Below are 16,376 nucleotides of genomic sequence, written 5' to 3'. Positions count from 1 at the left end.
ATCAACATATCTGGCGTTGACTTTTGGCACGCTGTTGAGTTCTCAAGGAACGGTCGCTTCCTTTGTACTCACCCTCTCGGGCTTTCCTCCGGGCTTCCCTTCGGTGTTCCAAACTCTATCAGTGTTTTTCCGACTCCCTGACCACCGTCCTGCAGGCACGCAGAAGATGACCCCGAGATAGGATCTGACAAGTTTGGGTGCTGCCAGGCACGGACACGATGTTGTGTCGCTCAGCCCCAGGCAGGAGTACGACTGTACACGCGGCCGCCGAGGGCGTGCAAATCCATTTACGGTATGGTCTAGACCACTCCGGGGTCCCCGCGCGGAACCGGCACTTCAGGTGACATACCCTGCTGAACAGTGTGCCGCCCGGTACCGACAGGGACGGCCCATAACGATCTCCACCCCTGGGAGGCTTCCCATGACCACCGTGACGTCCCCGCTTGCAGGACGCGCCATCGGACTGGCAGCCGTGCCGGATCCCGTCTTCTCCGGGGCCATGGTCGGCCCGGGCACAGCGATCGACCCCGTACGTGAGCCTTCCGAGGCCGTCTCACCCGTGGACGGCGTCATCGTCTCCCTGCACCCGCACGCGTTCGTCGTCGTCGACGAGAGCGGACACGGCGTGCTCACGCACCTCGGTATCGACACGGTGCAGCTCAACGGCGAGGGTTTCGAGCTGCTGGTGAACAAGGGCGACACCGTCAGGCGCGGTCAGGGCATCGTGCGCTGGAACCCGGCTGCCGTGGAGGCCGCCGGCAAGTCCGCGATCTGCCCGATCGTGGCGCTGGAGGCCACGGCAGAAGCCCTCTCCGATCTTCGTATCGACGGCGACGTGAAGGCCGGCGACAGTCTCTTCCTCTGGAAGTGACGCCAGTGCCGTCGCATGACGGCGAGTAGGACAACCAACACGGCGGCGGGAGCCGCCGCACTATCGGAGACGGGTGAGATGGAGACAACGCTGCGAGGCGTCGGCGTGAGCCACGGTGTGGCGATCGGCGAGGTTCGGCATATGGGAACGGCGGTGCTGGAACCGCCTGCGAAGCAGATCCCGGCGGACGAGGCGGAGCGTGAACAGGGGCGCGCCCGCAAGGCCGTGGAGGCTGTGGCGGCCGACCTGATGGCGCGCGGCAATCTGGCGGGTGGCGAAGCCCAGGCAGTGCTCGAGGCGCAGGCCATGATGGCCCAGGACCCCGAGCTGATGGTCGACGTGGAACGGCGGATCGCTGTCGGCAGCACGGCCGAGCGCGGGGTGTACGACGCGTTCGCCGCGTACCGCGAGCTGCTGGCGGGCGCCGGTGAGTACCTCGCCGGCCGCGTGGCCGACCTCGACGACGTGCGGAATCGAATCGTCGCCCGTCTGCTGGGCGTGCCGATGCCGGGTGTTCCCGACAGCGACGAGCCCTACGTCCTTGTCGCGCGTGACCTCGCGCCTGCCGATACCGCGCTGCTGGACCCGACTCTGGTGCTCGGCTTCGTCACCGAGGAGGGCGGTCCGACCAGCCACAGCGCGATTCTGGCGCGGGCGCTCGGGGTGCCGGCCGTGGTGGCGCTGCCGGGTGCCGGCGAGCTCGCCGAAGGCACGATGATCGCCGTCGACGGCAGCACGGGTGAGATCTTCGTGGACCCGAGTGCGGACAAGAAGGCTGAGCTCGAGGCCGCGGCCGCCGCGCGCAGGGCCGCGCTGGCGGCCTCGACCGGGCCCGGTGCCACGGCAGACGGTCACAAGGTGCCGCTGCTGGCGAACATCGGCGGTCCTGCGGATGTGGAGGCCGCAGTCGACGCCGGTGCCGAGGGCGTCGGTCTCTTCCGTACCGAGTTCCTCTTCCTGGACGACAGCAAGCAGGCGCCGTCCGAGGAGAAGCAGGTCGAGGCGTACCGGCAGGTGCTCGAGGCGTTCCCCGAGGGGCGTGTCGTGGTGCGGGTGCTGGACGCGGGTGCTGACAAGCCGCTCGACTTCCTCACTCCGGCCGACGAGCCGAACCCGGCGCTCGGCGTGCGGGGTCTGCGGACGCTTCTCGACCACCCTGACGTGCTGCGCACGCAGCTGACCGCGCTCGCCAAGGCCGCGGAAGGGCTGCCGGTCTATCTCGAGGTCATGGCCCCGATGGTGGCGGACCGCACGGATGCCCGGGCCTTCGCGGACGCGTGCCGTGAGGCTGGGCTGCAGGCGAAGTTCGGCGCGATGGTGGAGATCCCGTCGGCCGCACTGCGGGCCCGCTCGATCCTGCAGGAGGTCGAGTTCCTGTCGCTGGGGACGAACGACCTGGCGCAGTACACCTTCGCCGCCGACCGTCAGGTGGGTGCGGTCTCCCGACTGCAGGACCCGTGGCAGCCCGCGCTGCTCGACCTGGTGGCACTGTCCGCCGAGTCGGCGAAGGCCGAGGGCAAGAGCTGTGGTGTCTGCGGTGAGGCCGCGTCCGACCCGCTGCTCGCTTGTGTCCTGGCTGGCCTTGGCGTCACCTCTCTTTCGATGGGCGCGGCGTCGATTCCCTACGTCCGGGCGACGCTGGCGAAGTACACGCTGGCGCAGTGCGAGCGGGCGGCTGCGGCGGCTCGGGCTTCGGACAGTGCCGAGGACGCGCGCAGCGCGGCGCAGGCGGTGTTGTCCGGCGAGTAGGCCGGGCTTGGTCGGCCTATGACTGTCCGGGAGGGGCGCTCCATTCACGTGGGGCGCCCCTCCCGCGTTTCAGTGGTTGTGCCCCCGTGCGGGCTTCTCCTCCCCGAGGTCGGGCGGCTCGCAGTAGTCGACGTTGGATTCCGGGGAGATGAGATCGCCGGACTCGACGTCGGTGCAGTAGGCGTCGAAGACCTCTCCCGCGGTGAGGGGGTCGAGTCCGTAGGCGCGCAGGCGCCAGCCGTAGACACGGTCGGGCCTGGCTGGGGCACTGGCGCGGATGACGAGTCCACCGGGGCTTTCGGTGGCCAGGCCGAGGGCCAGGACCGTGGTGAACTCGAGGGCTTCGGTCTCGTCCAGCTTCAAGGTGCCGCTCGTGTCGGCGGCGTGGAGTGCGGCGATGAGGGTTTCGGGCGGTCCGGTGACGCTGCAGACGAGGTGCCGTTCGCCGGGTGGGGCCGTGTCGAGGATGCGGACGAGGAGGTCCGAGGCCCGGGCAAAAGCGGTGCGTCCGAGGTCCTCGCCGCAGGACGTGCAGGCGCCCAGGCGAGCGAGGAGTGTGGTCGCGTACTCCCAGGTGGCCTGCCGCACGCCCTCGTCGACGAGGGCCGCCAGGAGGTCGGCCAGAGGCTGGCCCTCGTACGGGAGAGTCGGGCCTGTCACCGCGAGTTGGGCCGTGAAGCGGGTGCGGCTCGAAGGGTTGTCGGGGTCCAGGCTCTTCTGCGTGCAGAACTCGGCGTACTCCTCGGGGTCGAAGAGGGCCACCGTGGTGTGGCTGCCCTGGAGGGTCCGTGTCCTGAGGAGGGCCTCGACCTGTTTGAGGTAGGTCGCGTGGTCGTCGAATGTGAAGCTGCGGTAGCAGCCCATGGCTCGGAAGTCGTGCTCGTCGGTCAGCAGGCCGATGGTGCCGGCGATTTCGCGGCGCAGGACGCGTCGCATGGTCCGGCTGTCGGTGTGCGCCATTGTCTTTCCCCCTGTGCGCAGTCGATCAATGCTCACTCACAGTAATCGACGGCACTGACAACGAGGGGTGATGAAGGCGGGCGGCCACTGAAATCGCAGGTCAGCGCGCTTCAGCCGCGCTCTCCGTCAGCGGGCGTGGTGACGGGAAGTAGCTCGAAGTGGCGTGGACGGTTTCGCTCAGGCCCGTTTGCGGGCGATGTCCTCGTAGAAGGTCAGGAGGTCGAGGTTGTCGATGGAGCCCGGGTTGACCGCCTTCTCCAGTGGGGTGCCTTGGAGGAGGCGTTTGACCGGGACCTCGATGCGCTTGCCGGTGAGGGTGTGCGGGATGCCGGGTACCTCGATGATCTCGTCGGGGACGTGGCGCGGCGAGAGCTGTTCGCGGATGGTCTGCTTGATGCGCTTCAGCAGGTCCTCTTCGAGGGCTGCTCCGGGGGCCAGGTGCACGAACAGGGGCATCCAGTAGCCGCCGTCGGGCTGCTCGATGCCGATGACCAGGGACTCCCTGATTTCCGGGAGGCGCTCCACGGCTTCGTAGATGTCGGCGGATCCCATGCGTACGCCCTGGCGGTTGAGCGTGGAGTCGGAGCGGCCGTGGATGACGACGGATCCGTGGGAGGTGACGGTGATCCAGTCGCCGTGCCGCCATACGCCGGGGTAAGTGTCGAAGTAGCTGTCGTGATAGCGGCTGCCGTCGGGGTCGTTCCAGAAGTGGATCGGCATCGACGGCATGGGGTTGGTGACCACCAGTTCGCCGACCTCGTCGACGAGGGGGCTGCCGCTCGGGTCCCAGGCCTGCAGGTCGGTGCCGAGACAGGGGGCCTGGAGTTCGCCGACGTGGACCGGCAGGGTCGGTACGGCTCCGGCGAAGCACGAGCACACGTCCGTGCCGCCGCTGACGGAGGCGATCCACAGGTCGTCGCGGACCTCGTCGTGGAGCCAGCGGAAGCCGTCGGGCGGCAGGGGCGAGCCCGTGGTGGCGACGCACTGGACGGTGGAGAGGTCGAAGTCGCGGGACGGGTGCACACCGGCCTTGCGGCAGGCCATGACATAGGCGGCCGAGGTGCCGTAGAGGGTGGCCCGCGTGCGTTCGGCGATCCGCCACTGGGCGCCGGTGTCCGGGTAGCCGGGGCTGCCGTCGTAGAGGACGATCGTGGTGCCGGTGAGCAGGCCGGAGACGAGGAAGTTCCACATCATCCAGCCGGTCGACGTGTACCAGAAGAAGCGGTCCTCGGGACCCAGGTCGCAGTGCAGGCCGAGTTGCTTGAGGTGCTCGACCAGGATGCCGCCCTGGGACTGGACGATGGCCTTGGGCAGGCCTGTCGTGCCGGAGGAGTAGAGCACCCACAGGGGGTGGTCGAAGGGCACCTGCTCGAAGACGGGGTTCGTGTCGGCGGAGGTGAGGGCCGACCAGTCGAGGGCCCCTTCGGGTGCTTCGGTGCCGAGGAGGGGGATGTGGACGACGGCGCGCAGGGTGGGCAGTTCGCGGCGCAGTTCGGCGACGGTGTCGCGTCGGTCGTGCTCCTTGCCGCCGTAGCGGTAGCCGTCGACCGTGAAGAGCACGACGGGTTCGATCTGCTGGAAGCGGTCGAGGACGCTGCGGGCGCCGAAGTCGGGCGCGCAGGAGGTCCAGACGCCGCCCACGGCGGCTGTGGCGAGGAGAGCGACCACTGCTTGAGGGACGTTGGGGAGGTAGCCGCTGACGCGGTCTCCGGGGCGTACGCCGAGGGCGCGCAGTTCGGCGGCCAGGGAGCCGACCTGGCGGCGTAGCTCGGCCCAGGTGACGGGGCGTGGTTCGTGCGTCTCATCGACGTACAGGAGGGCCGGTTCGTCCGCGCGGGTGTCGACCGCGCGCAGGGCGTGTTCGGCGTAGTTGAGGGTCGCCCCGGGGAACCACTGGGCGCCCGGCATCGCCCGGTCGGCGAGCACGCGCGTGTACGGGGTCGAGAAACGAACGTCGAACCAGTCGGTGACGGCTTTCCAGAAGGCGTCCAGGTCGTCGACGGACCAGCGCTGGAGAGCCGCGTAGCCGCCCTCGGCGGGGGCCCCGTGGTGCTCGGCGGCCCAGGCCTGGAACCTGGTGATCCGTGCCCGGTCGATGCGCTCGGGGTCTGGCTGCCAGAGCGGCTGGGGACTAGCGGTCGACATGGTCGGCTCCCGGACTGTGCGCGTCGTGTGCGTCCTCCGCGCACGGGCTGGGGTGTGCGCGTGACGCGGCTGGCACGGACAATGCCATGTGATCGACTTCGGCACCAGGGTGCGTCCCACATAGTCCGCCTCGTGAAGATGTGGTCCTGACACGGGTGAACGGCAGTTGAACGCCACGCCTGCGTGGCGCGGTCAATGGCAGGGTGAGCAGCATGAACGGTCGTGACCTGGTGCGTTCGGTGAAAGCGGTGGGTTCGGTGGGGGCGGCGCAGGGTGTGCGTACCGTACGAGCAGCGTGGCGCAGGCGGCGGGCCGACGCCACCGGGCTTCCGTCGCGCGGGGCGGAGCGTGCGCGCGTGCCCGGGCCCGTCCAGGAGGTGGAGCCGGGGCCGGGGGGCGGTGTGGTCCGGTTCAGCCGGTCGGAGCTGCGGATTCTCGTCGCCGTGAACGGGGCCGTCTTCTGGGGCTGGGACGGGGCGGAGCCCGAGCCGTCGTACGCGCTGGCCGGCCGCTGTCCGGAGCCCGACCCCCGGGCGGTGCTGGAGCCGGACAAGGACGGCGGCTGGCGGGTGGTGGCCGAGCGGGTGACGGTCGTCGTCTCGCGGCACGGCGCGGTGGAGGTGCTCACGCCCGGTGGCGTGACGCTGCGGCGTGATCTGCCGCCGCGGTGGTGGGAGCCGGTCGGTGGCGGTCCGGCGCGGTGGTCGCAGCGGTCGGAGGTGGCCGCCGACGCGCGCTTCTTCGGCCTGGGTGGACGTGCCGCAGGTCCGCGCCTGCCGGACGGGACGTACCGGCTGTGGAACACCGACCCCGGCCACGCCTTCGCGCCGGGCGACGACCCCCTGTACATCACGATGCCGGTGCAGCTGGTGGTGTCCGACGGCGGTACGCATCTGGCGTTCCACGACAGTTCGTGGGACGGCACGGTGACGCTGCGCGAGGGCGAGGAGGGCGCGGGGTCCGGGCACGACCGCGGCGGGACGAGCGAGCTGCGGATGGACGGCGGTCCGCTGCGCTGCTGGGTGATGGTGGGCACCCCCGCGCGCGTGCTGCTCGCCTGGGCCTCGCTCACCGGGGCGCCCGCACTGCCGCCCGCGTGGGCGCTCGGCCACCAGCACGCGCGGTGGGGGTTCGGCAGCGAGCAGGAGGTGCGGCAGATCCTCGCCGGCTACGTGGAGCACGGCCTGCCGCTCGACGCCGTGCACCTGGACATCGACCACCTCGACGCGCATCAGGTGTTCACCGTCGACCAGGACCACTTCCCGAAGCTGCCCGTTCTGGCCGAGGAACTCCGGCGGGACGGCATCCGGATGGTGTCGATCGTCGACCCGGCCGTCAAGGCCCTGCCCGGCAATGCCGTGTACGACGGCGGGACGGCCGAGGACGCGTTCGTGCGGGACGCGTCGGGGCAGGTCGTGCAGGGAGTCGTGTGGCCCGGGGAGGCGGTGTTTCCCGACTTCACGCACGCGCGTGTGCGGGAGTGGTGGGGCGGCCTCTACGAGGAGCGGCTCGCGCAGGGGTTCGCGGGTTTCTGGCACGACATGAACGAGCCCACGTCGTTCACCGCGTTCGGGGAGTCGACGCTGCCGCGTTCGGCGCGGCACTCCCTGGAGGGGCGAGGTGGTGATCATCGTGAGGCGCACAACGTGTACGCGTTGTGCATGGCCCGGGCGGGCTTCGAGGGACTACGGAAACTCGCGCCCCAGGAGCGGCCGTTCCTGTTCTCCCGCTCGGGGTGGGCCGGTATGCAGCGCTACGGGGGCACGTGGTCGGGGGACGTGGCCACCGGCTGGCCCGGGCTGCGGGCGTCCTTGGCGCTGGTGATGGGGCTCGGGCTGTGCGGCGTTCCGTACTCGGGGCCGGACATCGGAGGCTTCGACGGGGATCCTTCGCCAGAGCTGTACCTGAGGTGGTTCCAGCTGGGCGCGTATCTGCCGCTGTTCCGTACGCACGCGAGTCTGCGGGCGGGGCGCAGGGAGCCCTGGGAGTTCGGTCCCGAGGTGCTGGAGCACGCGCGCGTGGCGCTGGTCGAACGCCGGCGGCTGCTGCCGTACTTCATGACGCTGGCGCATCTGGTGCGGCGTACCGGAGCGCCGTACGTACGGCCCCTGTGGTGGGCTGCGCCGGAAGACCGGACGCTGCGTGACTGCGAGGACGCCTTCATGCTGGGCGACAGCCTGCTGGTGGCGCCGGTGCTGGACCCTGGCGCGGACCGGCGTGCGGTGCAGCTGCCGCGAGGACGCTGGTACGACACGGTGACGGAGCAGGCGTACGAGGGGCCGGCGCAGGTGCTTGTCGACGCCCCGCTGTCGCGCATCCCCGTGTTCGCGCGCGCGGGTGCCGTTCTTCCCGTACTCGGGGAGGACGGGGAGCTCGCACTGGAGGTGTGGGCGCCCGCCCGCGGACGGACCGGGGGCGGGCTGGTCGTGCCGGACGGGGGCGAGGGGTGGGACGAGCCGGAGATCGAGCGGTACACCGCTCGGTGGACGGGCTCGCGGTTGGTCGTCGAGCGGGAGGGTGAGGACGGCAGGAGCAAGCCGTCCTGCCCGGTGCGCGTCCGCGGTGCCGGGGAACGCTGAGCTCAGATGTACCGGCCCTCGAACCACGCCCGTACGGCCACGGTGTGCAGAGGGAAGGCGAGTTCGTCCGCCCTGCGCAGGAGGTGCCAGCCCTCCGTCTCGTCGGTGGCGGCTGAGGGCGGCAGGCTTTCGACCGGGCGTTCCGGGAGGAGACCGAACAGCAGCAGGTGCCCGTCGGGCGAGCTCATGGCGTCGACGAGGCGTACCTCGCGGGCGGCCGCGTCGATGCCGGTTTCTTCCCTGAGTTCGCGTACGACGGCCTGCCGCCAGTCCTCCCGGTCGTCGATGTAGCCGCCGGGCAGGGCGGTGCCCCCGCGCGCGGGAGCGACGGTTCGGGTGATGACGACCAGGGCGGTGCCCTTGGTGTCGTAGACGGGCTGGAGGGCCACCGCGACCGGGAGTGGATTGCGGTAGGCCACGGCGCCGCAGGCCGGGCAGGGGCGGGGCCAGCCGGAGACGCCCTCTCCGTAGGGCGCACCGCAGCTCGAACAGTGGGAGTCCGGCGCGGAGTTGGAACTGGAGTGCTGAGTTTCGGACACGCGGCGGACTGTAGCCGATCACGGAGAGGGCGTCTCGGGCAGGCGGCTCAATGGGCGCCGGTGAGCGACTTCCTGGACACGGGGAAGTCGAAGTAGGTGTCCGGGTAGGGCTCCGGCTTGTAGGTGTAGTGCCACCACTCCTCTGCCAGGTTCACGAAGCCGAGGCCTTCCAGGGTGTTCTTGAGCAGCAGCCGGTTGGCGCGCTGTTCACCCTGGATGCGTGGGTCGAGGGTGTGCGAGAGAGTGTCGAAGCAGTCGAAGCCGGTCCCCATGTCGATCGAGTTGTCGGGGAACCGCTCGCCCTTGGGTGCGAAGCACGGCACAAGGGGCTCTTCGGGGTGGTACGGCCGGGTCGGCTTCGCCGGCAGCCTCACGAGGGTGATGTCCAGGGTCGATCCGCGACTGTGGCCGGACTTCTCGGCGATGTAGCCGTCGGCGAACAGCCGGGTCTTGTCGACGTTCGGGTAGAACTCGCCCTTCATCGCCTCGTCGTCGAGGTCCTCGGCCCATCGGACGAAGTGGTCCACCGCGCGCTGCGGCCGGTAGCAGTCGTACACCTTGAGTGTGTAGCCCTGGCGCAGGAGCTTCCTCTGGGCCTTGTGGAGGGCTTGTGCGGCGGGGCGGGTGAGGATGCAGGTCGGCTGGAGGTAGCCGTCGATGCGCTCGCCGACGAAGTTGTGCGGAGTGACGTAGCGCATCTCCTGGATGATCGTCGGGTCCACGCTTCTCAGCGCCACGAAGTCCTTCGGTGCCTTGGGGTCGGTCCGGGCCTGGGCGGTCGCGGTGGAGGCGGTCGCTGCCAGCAAGGCGGCGACCGCCGTGATGAGGCCGCGCGCCACGGTGGTGAGTCGTGTCATGGCCCTTGCATCTACCAGGAGACGGTCCCGTCGGGGAAGGGATGCCCAATTCCGGAATGCCGTGGCAGACTTCTGACGTTCCGTCAGATCCGGCTGCGGGGAGGGACTGTGTCGCGTACACGAATGCCTGTGATGGCCGGGTGGTTCGCCGGGGACGGTGACACCTTCCGGCTGCTCGGCACGCGCTGTGCGGTGTGTGCCTCGGTCTTCTTCCCGCGTGAGGACCACCACTGCCGCAACCCCTCCTGCACGGGCGGGGAGTTGGAAGAGGTCGCGCTGTCGCGACGGGGGCGCGTCTGGTCGTACACGGACAGCCGGTATCGGCCGCCGTCACCCTATGTGAGCGATCCGGAACTTCCGTGGGAGCCGTGCGCGTTGATCGCTGTGGAGCTGGAGGCCGAGCGGATCGTGGTGCTGGGACAGGCGGCTCCCGGGGTCACCGTCGCGGATCTGGCGGTGGGTATGGAGGCAGAGGTCGTTCCGGGCGTGCTCCATGAGGACGCGGAGACGACCTGGACGACGTGGCACTGGCGGCCCATGGGGGTGACGGCATGACAGAAGAGGTGGCGGTGCTCGGCACGGGCATGCACCCGTGGGGCAAGTGGGGGCGGAGCTTCGTCGAGTACGGCGTCGCGGCGGCCCAGGTGGCACTCGCCGACGCCGGGCTGGACTGGCGGGACATCGGCTCGATCATCGGGGCGGACACCGTGCGTGGCGGCTATCCGGGGTATGTCGCCGGAGCGACGTTCGCGAAAGCACTGGGCTGGCAGGGGGCCCGGGTCACGAGCGTGTACGCGGCGTGCGCGTCCGGGGCGCAGGCCGTCGACACGGCACGGGCACAGATACTCTCCGGGCTCGCCGACGCGGTGCTCGTGGTGGGGGCCGATGCCGCTCCCAAGGGATTCTTCCGCCCTGCGGGCGGGGACCGGCCCGACGACCCCGACTGGCTGCGCTTCCGGATCCTCGGGGCGACCAACCCGGTGTACTTCGGGTTGTACGCCCGACGGCGCATGGCTCTGCACGGCGACACGACGGACGACTTCGCGCAGGTGAAGGTGAAGAACGCGGCGATGGGCGCGCTGAACCCCAAGGCGCGCTACCGCAGCCCGGTCACCGCCGAGGAGGTCGCCGCCTCCGCCGTCGTCGCCGATCCGCTGCGGCTGCTCGACATCTGTGCGACCTCCGACGGCGGTGCCGCGCTGGTGCTCTCGAGCATGGAGTTCGCCCGGCGGCACGGGCATCCGGAGCCGGTGCGGATCCGGGCCGTGTCCACGGTGACGCCGCGCTACCCGAACACCGTGCTGGACCTGCCGGACATCGCCACGGACTCCGCGGCGGCGGTGGATCCGCCCGTCGAGACCTTCCGGAGGTCGATGGCCCGGGCGGCCTACGAGGAGGCGGGAGTCGGGCCGGAGGACCTGTCACTGGCCGAGGTCTACGACCTGTCCACGGCGCTCGAGTTGCAGTGGTACGAGGACTTGGGGCTGTGCGGCGAAGGTGAGGGCGTGAAGCTGCTGCGGGACGGGGCGACGGCACTGGGCGGGCGAATACCGGTGAACGTCAGCGGTGGACTGGCCTCCTTCGGCGAGGCGGTGCCGGCGCAGGCGATCGCCCAGGTGTGCGAGCTGGCCTGGCAGTTGAGGGGCGACGCGGGTGACCGGCAGGTCGTTGGGGCGCGCGTGGGCATCAGCGCGAACCAGGGGCTGTTCGGGCATGGGTCGGCGGTGATCGCGGTGCGGTGATCGTGATGCCGTGATCGCGGTGCCGTCGCGTGTGAGCTGGCCATGGGACAACGGCAGGCCTTGGTCATACGCTGTGTGACCATGCCGGAATCCTGCGTGAACGTCTCATGAACTGCGCTTGGGCGTGCGCCGGTGGAGTCATCATGCTGCCGTGCACTCCTGGACGGATACTCTCCGCTTCGCCTTCCAGCCGGTGGTCAATCTGACGACCGGCGCGGTCGCGGGGCTGGAGATACTCGCCCGCCCGGAGACCGGCGACATCCTGGCCGAGGCCCGCCGGGACCCCGAGCTCGACTGCCGGCTGGCGGTGTCGGCGGTCCGCGCGGCGGTGCGCAAGGAGACCCTGCTTCCCCTGTTCGTCAACGTGTTCGCCGGTACCCTCGCCGACCTCGGCGGCCTCCCTTCACTGCACGCCGCCGTGCGCGAGGCGGGACGGTTGCCGTGGGAGGTGACGATCGACGTCTGTCCGCCGTACACGCACGTGCCGCAGCAGGCACTGCTGGAGGCGGTGACCGCGCTGCGCGGCCAGGGCTTCCGGATCTGCGCGGACGGCGTCGGGGACGGGGACGTGCCCTTGCGGTTGCTCTCCGACATCGCACCCGGCCTCGTGAAGCTCGACGCGTCACTGCTGGCGCGGCCGGCCGTGGTGCGGTCGATGCGGACGCTGTGCGACGAGCTGGGGGCCCTCCTGGCGGTCGAGGGCGTGGAGACCGAAGGACAGTGCGCGGCGGCGCTGGCGGCCGGGGCGCAGCTGGCACAGGGCGAGCTGTTCGCGCCGCCGACGCGGCTGCCCGCCGCGGACGTCTACGTCCCGCCCCGCTCCCCCGCCGACCTGGCCGTGCCGCGGTCCGGGCCGTCGGTGCGGGAGTTCGTGCGGCCCGCGGCGCTGCTGCCCGCCACGGCGTCCGCAGGTCAGGTGCGGGCGCTGCTGACGGGGTCGCCGGACGTGTCAGGCGTGCTGCTGGTGGACACAGCGGGGGTACCGGTCCGATCGGTGCACCGGTCCCGCTTCCTGCTGTCGATGTCGGGGCGCTACGGGCATGCCCTGTACGCCGACCGGCCCGCGGCGAAGCTAGGCGACCCGCCGCGGACGGTGGGCGTCGACGCCACCGCCTGGGAGGTCCTGGACGTGGTGGCGGTCGGCGGGCGGGACCGTACGTCGGACGACGTGGCCGTGGTGGACGAGTACGGGAGGTGTGTGGGAGTGGTACGGCTCGCGGACCTGGTGCGAGCGCTGGCCGAGACCCGAGTGGAGGAAGCGGCGGGGCTCAATCCGCTGACGCGTCTGCCCGGCTCGGACGCGATCACCGGTGAGGTGGACCGGCGGATCGCGGCCGGGCGGCCGTTCGCGCTCAGCTGGCTGGATGTCGATCACTTCAAGCAGGTCAACGACGGGGCCGGCTTCGCGGCGGGAGACGAGCTGATCCGGGCGGTCGGACGGGCGCTGCAGCAGGCCGCGGCGGACAGCGCGCGCGTGGGGCACATCGGCGGGGACGACTTCCTGGTCCTCGCCGATCCGGACGGTCTCGATCCGCTGGCCGCCGCTGTGCTGGACGCCGCTTGGTCGGCGGGAGGCCGGCCGGTCACCCTGTCGCTCGCCACGGTGCTGTGCGCGCCGGGCGCCGTGACGGATCACCGGCAGGCGGCGGCCTGCCTGGCACCGTTGAAGAAGGCGGCGAAGTCGTTGCGCGGGGCGAGTTGGGTACTGGGCCGGGCGGGTCTGCCCGGGCATGAGACCCGCCGGGGCGCCGCGCCGGCACCGGCACCTGCGGGGTGTGGGGTGGCGGAGCCGGGTGGGGGTTCAGGGGCGTGACACCACGTAAGGGGAGGACCGGGACAGGTACTGGGCTCTGAGAGGTCCGTACGGCCGCCTATGGGGGCTCTGGTCGTGCGGTTGAGAAACCGCCAGGTCAGGTGGATGCTGGTGGCTAGCAAGCGAGGAGTCAGGTGCGGCTGGGCGAGTGCCGACGGTCGGAGCTCAGCGGAGGCCGGACACCACCAGCAGAGCCTCGCGCGGCTCACCCAGGCCGCGCGGTGGCCCCGACCAGATCTGAACAACGACCCGACCGAGCGCCGCCAGGCCGTGCAACCGGCCACCCGGCCCGGCAGGAGCCCGGCCGCCGTCACAAGGCCGTCAACCGTTGCGGTCGGCGACCTTGACGCCCCTTGGGTGCCGGTGAACACTTCCGGTGTCAGTCGACATCGCCGTACATTCTCGGCGTATTCCGGCACTGCGGCGCGTGGGCGCGCCTGCGCCAAGGCCCATTCCTCCACGGGCGATTCGGCTGCGACGGCACGCTCGTCACGGATGCCGAGCGGGGCACGGGGATCGCGGTATCTCCCTGCCTTCGGCTGAAGTCGCCATGGGAAACGCACCCTGCACGTGAGGACCGGGGCGGACCGTCCCGGGCCACGGCCTAGGAGCCGCCATGACTAACGGAGACATCTTCGTCGGCGAGATGATCGGCACGGCGATCCTGATCCTGTTCGGCGCCGGCGTGTGCGCCGCCGTCACCCTGAGGTTCTCGAAAGCCCGCGCCGCCGGATGGGTGGTGATCGCGTTCGGCTGGGGCTTCGGCGTGCTGGCCGGCGCCTACACCGCCGCTCCCCTCTCCGGAGGGCAGCTCAACCCGGCCGTCACCTTCGGCCTGGCCGTCGACACCGGCGTGTGGGACAAGGTCTGGATCTACCTGCTGGGGCAGATCACCGGCGCCATGATCGGGGCCGTCCTGTGCTACCTCGTGTACTTCGCCCAGTTCCAGGCCAACGTGCGCAAGACGGGTACCACGGAGGGCACGGCGGACGAACCGCTTCCGACGCTGGGCATCTTCTCCACGATCCCCGAGATCCGGAACCCGGTGGCCAACCTGGTCACCGAGATCCTCGCGACCATCGCCCTGGTGCTGCCCCTCCTCGCCATGGTGGGCAACAACAGGAAGGTCGAGGGCATCGGGATCGGCCTGATCCCCGGCCGCGACGGCATCTACGGGTCCGGCATCGTGATCCTCCTGGTCTCTCTCCTGGTGGTCGGCATCGGCCTGTCCCTGGGTGGTCCCACGGGCTATGCCATCAACCCGGCGCGTGACCTCGGCCCGCGCATCATCCACTCCGTCCTGCCGATCCCGAACAAGGGAACGTCCGACTGGGGGTACTCGTGGATCCCCGTCGTCGGCCCATTGATCGGCGGACTACTGGGTGGCGTCATCTACAACGCAGCCTTCTGAACCAGCCCAAGGGGTAGCCATGACGGAAAACGCCGAGAAGTACGTCGCAGCGATCGACCAAGGCACCACGTCGAGCCGCTGCATCGTCTTCAACCAGGACGGCGCGATCGTCGCCGTCGACCAGCGCGAGCACCGCCAGATCTTTCCCAAACCCGGCTGGGTGGAGCACGACGCCACCGAGATCTGGTCCAAGGTGCAGGCCGTGGTGGCCGGGGCGATCGCCAAGGCCGGGCTGCGCGCCGACCAGCTGAGCGCGCTCGGGATCACCAACCAGCGCGAGACGACCCTCCTGTGGGACCGCGCGACGGGAAAGCCGGTGCACAACGCCATCGTGTGGCAGGACACGCGGACGGCTTCACTGTGCAACCAGCTGGGCGGCTCGGACGGACAGGACCGGTTCCGCGAGCAGACGGGGCTGCCGCTGGCCACCTACTTCTCCGGGCCCAAGGCCGCCTGGCTGCTCGACAACGTTCCCGACCTGCGGGGACGTGCCGAACGCGGTGAGATCGCCTTCGGCACGATGGACTCCTGGCTGATCTGGAACCTCACCGGCGGCACGGACGGCGGGCAGCACGTCACCGACGTGACCAACGCGGGCCGCACCATGCTGATGAACCTGGAGACCCTCCAGTGGGACTCCTCGATCCTCTCCGCGATGAACATCCCCGAAGCGATGCTGCCCGAGATCCGGTCCTCCGCCGAGGCGTACGGCACCGCTGTCGGCCAGCTCGCCGGCGTGCCCGTGGCCTCCGCGCTGGGCGACCAGCAGGCGGCCGTGTTCGGCCAGGCCTGCTACGACGTGGGCACGGCGAAGAACACGTACGGCACGGGAAGCTTCCTGCTGCTCAACACCGGCAACCGCCCGGTCCCGTCGAAGAGCGGTCTGCTGACGACGATGGGCTACAAGATCGGCAGTGAGGCGCCGGTCTACTGTCTGGAGGGGTCGATAGCCATAACGGGCGCGCTGGTCCAGTGGTTCCGCGACCAGCTCGGCATCATCCGGACCGCCGACGAGATCGAGCCCCTTGCGGCGAGCGTGGAGGACAACGGCGGCTCGTACATCGTGCCGGCGTTCTCGGGCCTGTTCGCGCCGTACTGGCGCTCCGACGCGCGTGGCGTGGTCACCGGGCTGACCCGGTACGTCACGAAGGCACATCTCGCGCGTGCGGTGCTGGAGGCGACGAGCTGGCAGACGCGCGAGGTCGTGGACGCCATGTACCAGGACTCGGGGGTGCAGATCACCACCCTGAAGGTCGACGGCGGCATGACGAAGAACAATCTGCTCATGCAGCACCAGGCGGACGTGCTCGATGTCCCGGTGGTGCGGCCCAAGGTCTCCGAGACGACCTGTCTGGGCGCCGCCTACGCGGCCGGTCTGGCCACGGGTGTGTGGAACGACCTGGACGAGCTCAAGGCGCACTGGCAGAAGGACGTCGAGTGGACGCCGTCGATGGATGCGTCGGTGCGGGACCGCGAGTACCACAACTGGCGCAAGGCCGTGGAGAAGAGCTTCGGCTGGGAGGAGGACGGCGAGAGCTGACCACGCGCGCGTGGGGCCTCGTTCTCCGGACTGCGGCCCGGGCCCCCGGGGGGGGGGGGGGGGGGGGGGAGACACCCGAACCCGAAGGGAGGGGGGGGGGGTGGGGGGGGGGAGGGGGGGGGTGTGGGTGGTTGTTGGCCGTGCGGTTTGGCGGGGGGACAGCGATACTT

General features: G+C 70.4%; 12 protein-coding genes. 8 read left to right on the top strand and 4 right to left on the bottom strand.

Translation table 11 applies throughout. The features are described from left to right. Nucleotides 1–421 precede the first annotated feature (421 nt). Together ACZ6I3_RS33235 and ptsP are read left to right on the top strand one after the other, a co-directional pair. Nucleotides 422–871, top strand: coding sequence for a PTS sugar transporter subunit IIA (locus ACZ6I3_RS33235; RefSeq protein WP_189726335.1), 450 nt, complete (start codon nucleotides 422–424; stop codon nucleotides 869–871). A gap of 78 nt (nucleotides 872–949) precedes the next feature. Beyond that, nucleotides 950–2,620 (top strand): phosphoenolpyruvate--protein phosphotransferase, encoded by a 1,671-nt coding sequence (gene ptsP / locus ACZ6I3_RS33230; RefSeq protein WP_469419723.1) that lies wholly within the window; start codon nucleotides 950–952, stop codon nucleotides 2,618–2,620. A 69-nt stretch (nucleotides 2,621–2,689) separates the two neighbouring features. Here the strand turns inward: ptsP and ACZ6I3_RS33225 are convergent, their stop codons facing one another. Next, nucleotides 2,690–3,580: a hypothetical protein gene (locus ACZ6I3_RS33225; protein ID WP_469419722.1), complete on the bottom strand. Its 891-nt coding sequence runs from the start codon at nucleotides 3,578–3,580 to the stop codon at nucleotides 2,690–2,692. 177 nt (nucleotides 3,581–3,757) lie between these two features. Next, nucleotides 3,758–5,725, bottom strand: a complete 1,968-nt coding sequence (locus tag ACZ6I3_RS33220) for an acetoacetate--CoA ligase (RefSeq protein ID WP_469419720.1) — start codon at nucleotides 5,723–5,725, stop codon at nucleotides 3,758–3,760. Between the two features lie 212 nt (nucleotides 5,726–5,937). Between ACZ6I3_RS33220 and ACZ6I3_RS33215 the strand changes: the two genes are divergently transcribed. Then, on the top strand, nucleotides 5,938–8,304 hold the full coding sequence (locus ACZ6I3_RS33215; protein WP_469419719.1) for a glycoside hydrolase family 31 protein: 2,367 nt from the start codon (nucleotides 5,938–5,940) through the stop codon (nucleotides 8,302–8,304). Between the two features lie 2 nt (nucleotides 8,305–8,306). Here ACZ6I3_RS33215 and ACZ6I3_RS33210 read toward each other — a convergent pair whose 3' ends face one another. Together ACZ6I3_RS33210 and ACZ6I3_RS33205 are read right to left on the bottom strand one after the other, a co-directional pair. Continuing rightward, entirely contained in the window at nucleotides 8,307–8,843 is a 537-nt protein-coding gene (locus ACZ6I3_RS33210) for an NUDIX domain-containing protein (protein WP_469419717.1), read from the bottom strand. A 47-nt stretch (nucleotides 8,844–8,890) separates the two neighbouring features. After that, nucleotides 8,891–9,700 (bottom strand): M15 family metallopeptidase, encoded by an 810-nt coding sequence (locus tag ACZ6I3_RS33205; RefSeq protein WP_469419715.1) that lies wholly within the window; start codon nucleotides 9,698–9,700, stop codon nucleotides 8,891–8,893. A gap of 123 nt (nucleotides 9,701–9,823) precedes the next feature. On the opposite strand from ACZ6I3_RS33205, the gene ACZ6I3_RS33200 reads away from it, so the two are divergent. The 5 genes from ACZ6I3_RS33200 (at nucleotide 9,824) to glpK (ending at nucleotide 16,206) form a co-directional block, all read left to right on the top strand. Continuing rightward, on the top strand, nucleotides 9,824–10,255 hold the full coding sequence (locus ACZ6I3_RS33200; RefSeq protein WP_469419730.1) for a Zn-ribbon domain-containing OB-fold protein: 432 nt from the start codon (nucleotides 9,824–9,826) through the stop codon (nucleotides 10,253–10,255). After that, complete coding sequence (locus ACZ6I3_RS33195) at nucleotides 10,252–11,442, top strand: lipid-transfer protein (RefSeq protein WP_469419713.1); 1,191 nt, start codon at nucleotides 10,252–10,254, stop codon at nucleotides 11,440–11,442. The genes ACZ6I3_RS33200 and ACZ6I3_RS33195 overlap by 4 nt, the downstream gene beginning before the upstream one ends. Before the next feature lie 151 nt (nucleotides 11,443–11,593). Beyond that, the gene (locus tag ACZ6I3_RS33190) at nucleotides 11,594–13,255 is read left to right on the top strand and encodes an EAL domain-containing protein (RefSeq protein ID WP_469419712.1); all 1,662 of its coding nucleotides are present in this window, start codon (nucleotides 11,594–11,596) and stop codon (nucleotides 13,253–13,255) included. A gap of 616 nt (nucleotides 13,256–13,871) precedes the next feature. Then, on the top strand, nucleotides 13,872–14,666 hold the full coding sequence (locus ACZ6I3_RS33185; protein WP_469419711.1) for an MIP/aquaporin family protein: 795 nt from the start codon (nucleotides 13,872–13,874) through the stop codon (nucleotides 14,664–14,666). Between the two features lie 19 nt (nucleotides 14,667–14,685). Further along, a complete protein-coding gene (glpK, locus tag ACZ6I3_RS33180) occupies nucleotides 14,686–16,206 on the top strand; it encodes a glycerol kinase GlpK (protein WP_469419709.1) in 1,521 nt (506 codons plus the stop codon). The last annotated feature ends 170 nt before the right edge of the window (nucleotides 16,207–16,376 follow it).

Source organism: Streptomyces sp. NPDC041940 (genome assembly GCF_055589465.1).
This window is presented reverse-complemented; position numbering and strand designations above follow the sequence as displayed.

Excerpts from the sequence above, each read along its gene's own strand:
- ACZ6I3_RS33205 (WP_469419715.1), bottom strand. The coding sequence starts at position 9,700 with ATGACACGACTCACCACCGTGGCGCGCGGCCTCATCACGGCGGTCGCC.
- glpK (WP_469419709.1), top strand. The coding sequence starts at position 14,686 with ATGACGGAAAACGCCGAGAAGTACGTCGCAGCGATCGACCAAGGCACC.
- ACZ6I3_RS33185 (WP_469419711.1), top strand. The coding sequence starts at position 13,872 with ATGACTAACGGAGACATCTTCGTCGGCGAGATGATCGGCACGGCGATC.
- ACZ6I3_RS33220 (WP_469419720.1), bottom strand. The coding sequence starts at position 5,725 with ATGTCGACCGCTAGTCCCCAGCCGCTCTGGCAGCCAGACCCCGAGCGC.
- ACZ6I3_RS33225 (WP_469419722.1), bottom strand. The coding sequence starts at position 3,580 with ATGGCGCACACCGACAGCCGGACCATGCGACGCGTCCTGCGCCGCGAA.
- ACZ6I3_RS33235 (WP_189726335.1), top strand. The coding sequence starts at position 422 with ATGACCACCGTGACGTCCCCGCTTGCAGGACGCGCCATCGGACTGGCA.
- ACZ6I3_RS33215 (WP_469419719.1), top strand. The coding sequence starts at position 5,938 with ATGAACGGTCGTGACCTGGTGCGTTCGGTGAAAGCGGTGGGTTCGGTG.
- ptsP (WP_469419723.1), top strand. The coding sequence starts at position 950 with ATGGAGACAACGCTGCGAGGCGTCGGCGTGAGCCACGGTGTGGCGATC.
- ACZ6I3_RS33195 (WP_469419713.1), top strand. The coding sequence starts at position 10,252 with ATGACAGAAGAGGTGGCGGTGCTCGGCACGGGCATGCACCCGTGGGGC.
- ACZ6I3_RS33200 (WP_469419730.1), top strand. The coding sequence starts at position 9,824 with ATGCCTGTGATGGCCGGGTGGTTCGCCGGGGACGGTGACACCTTCCGG.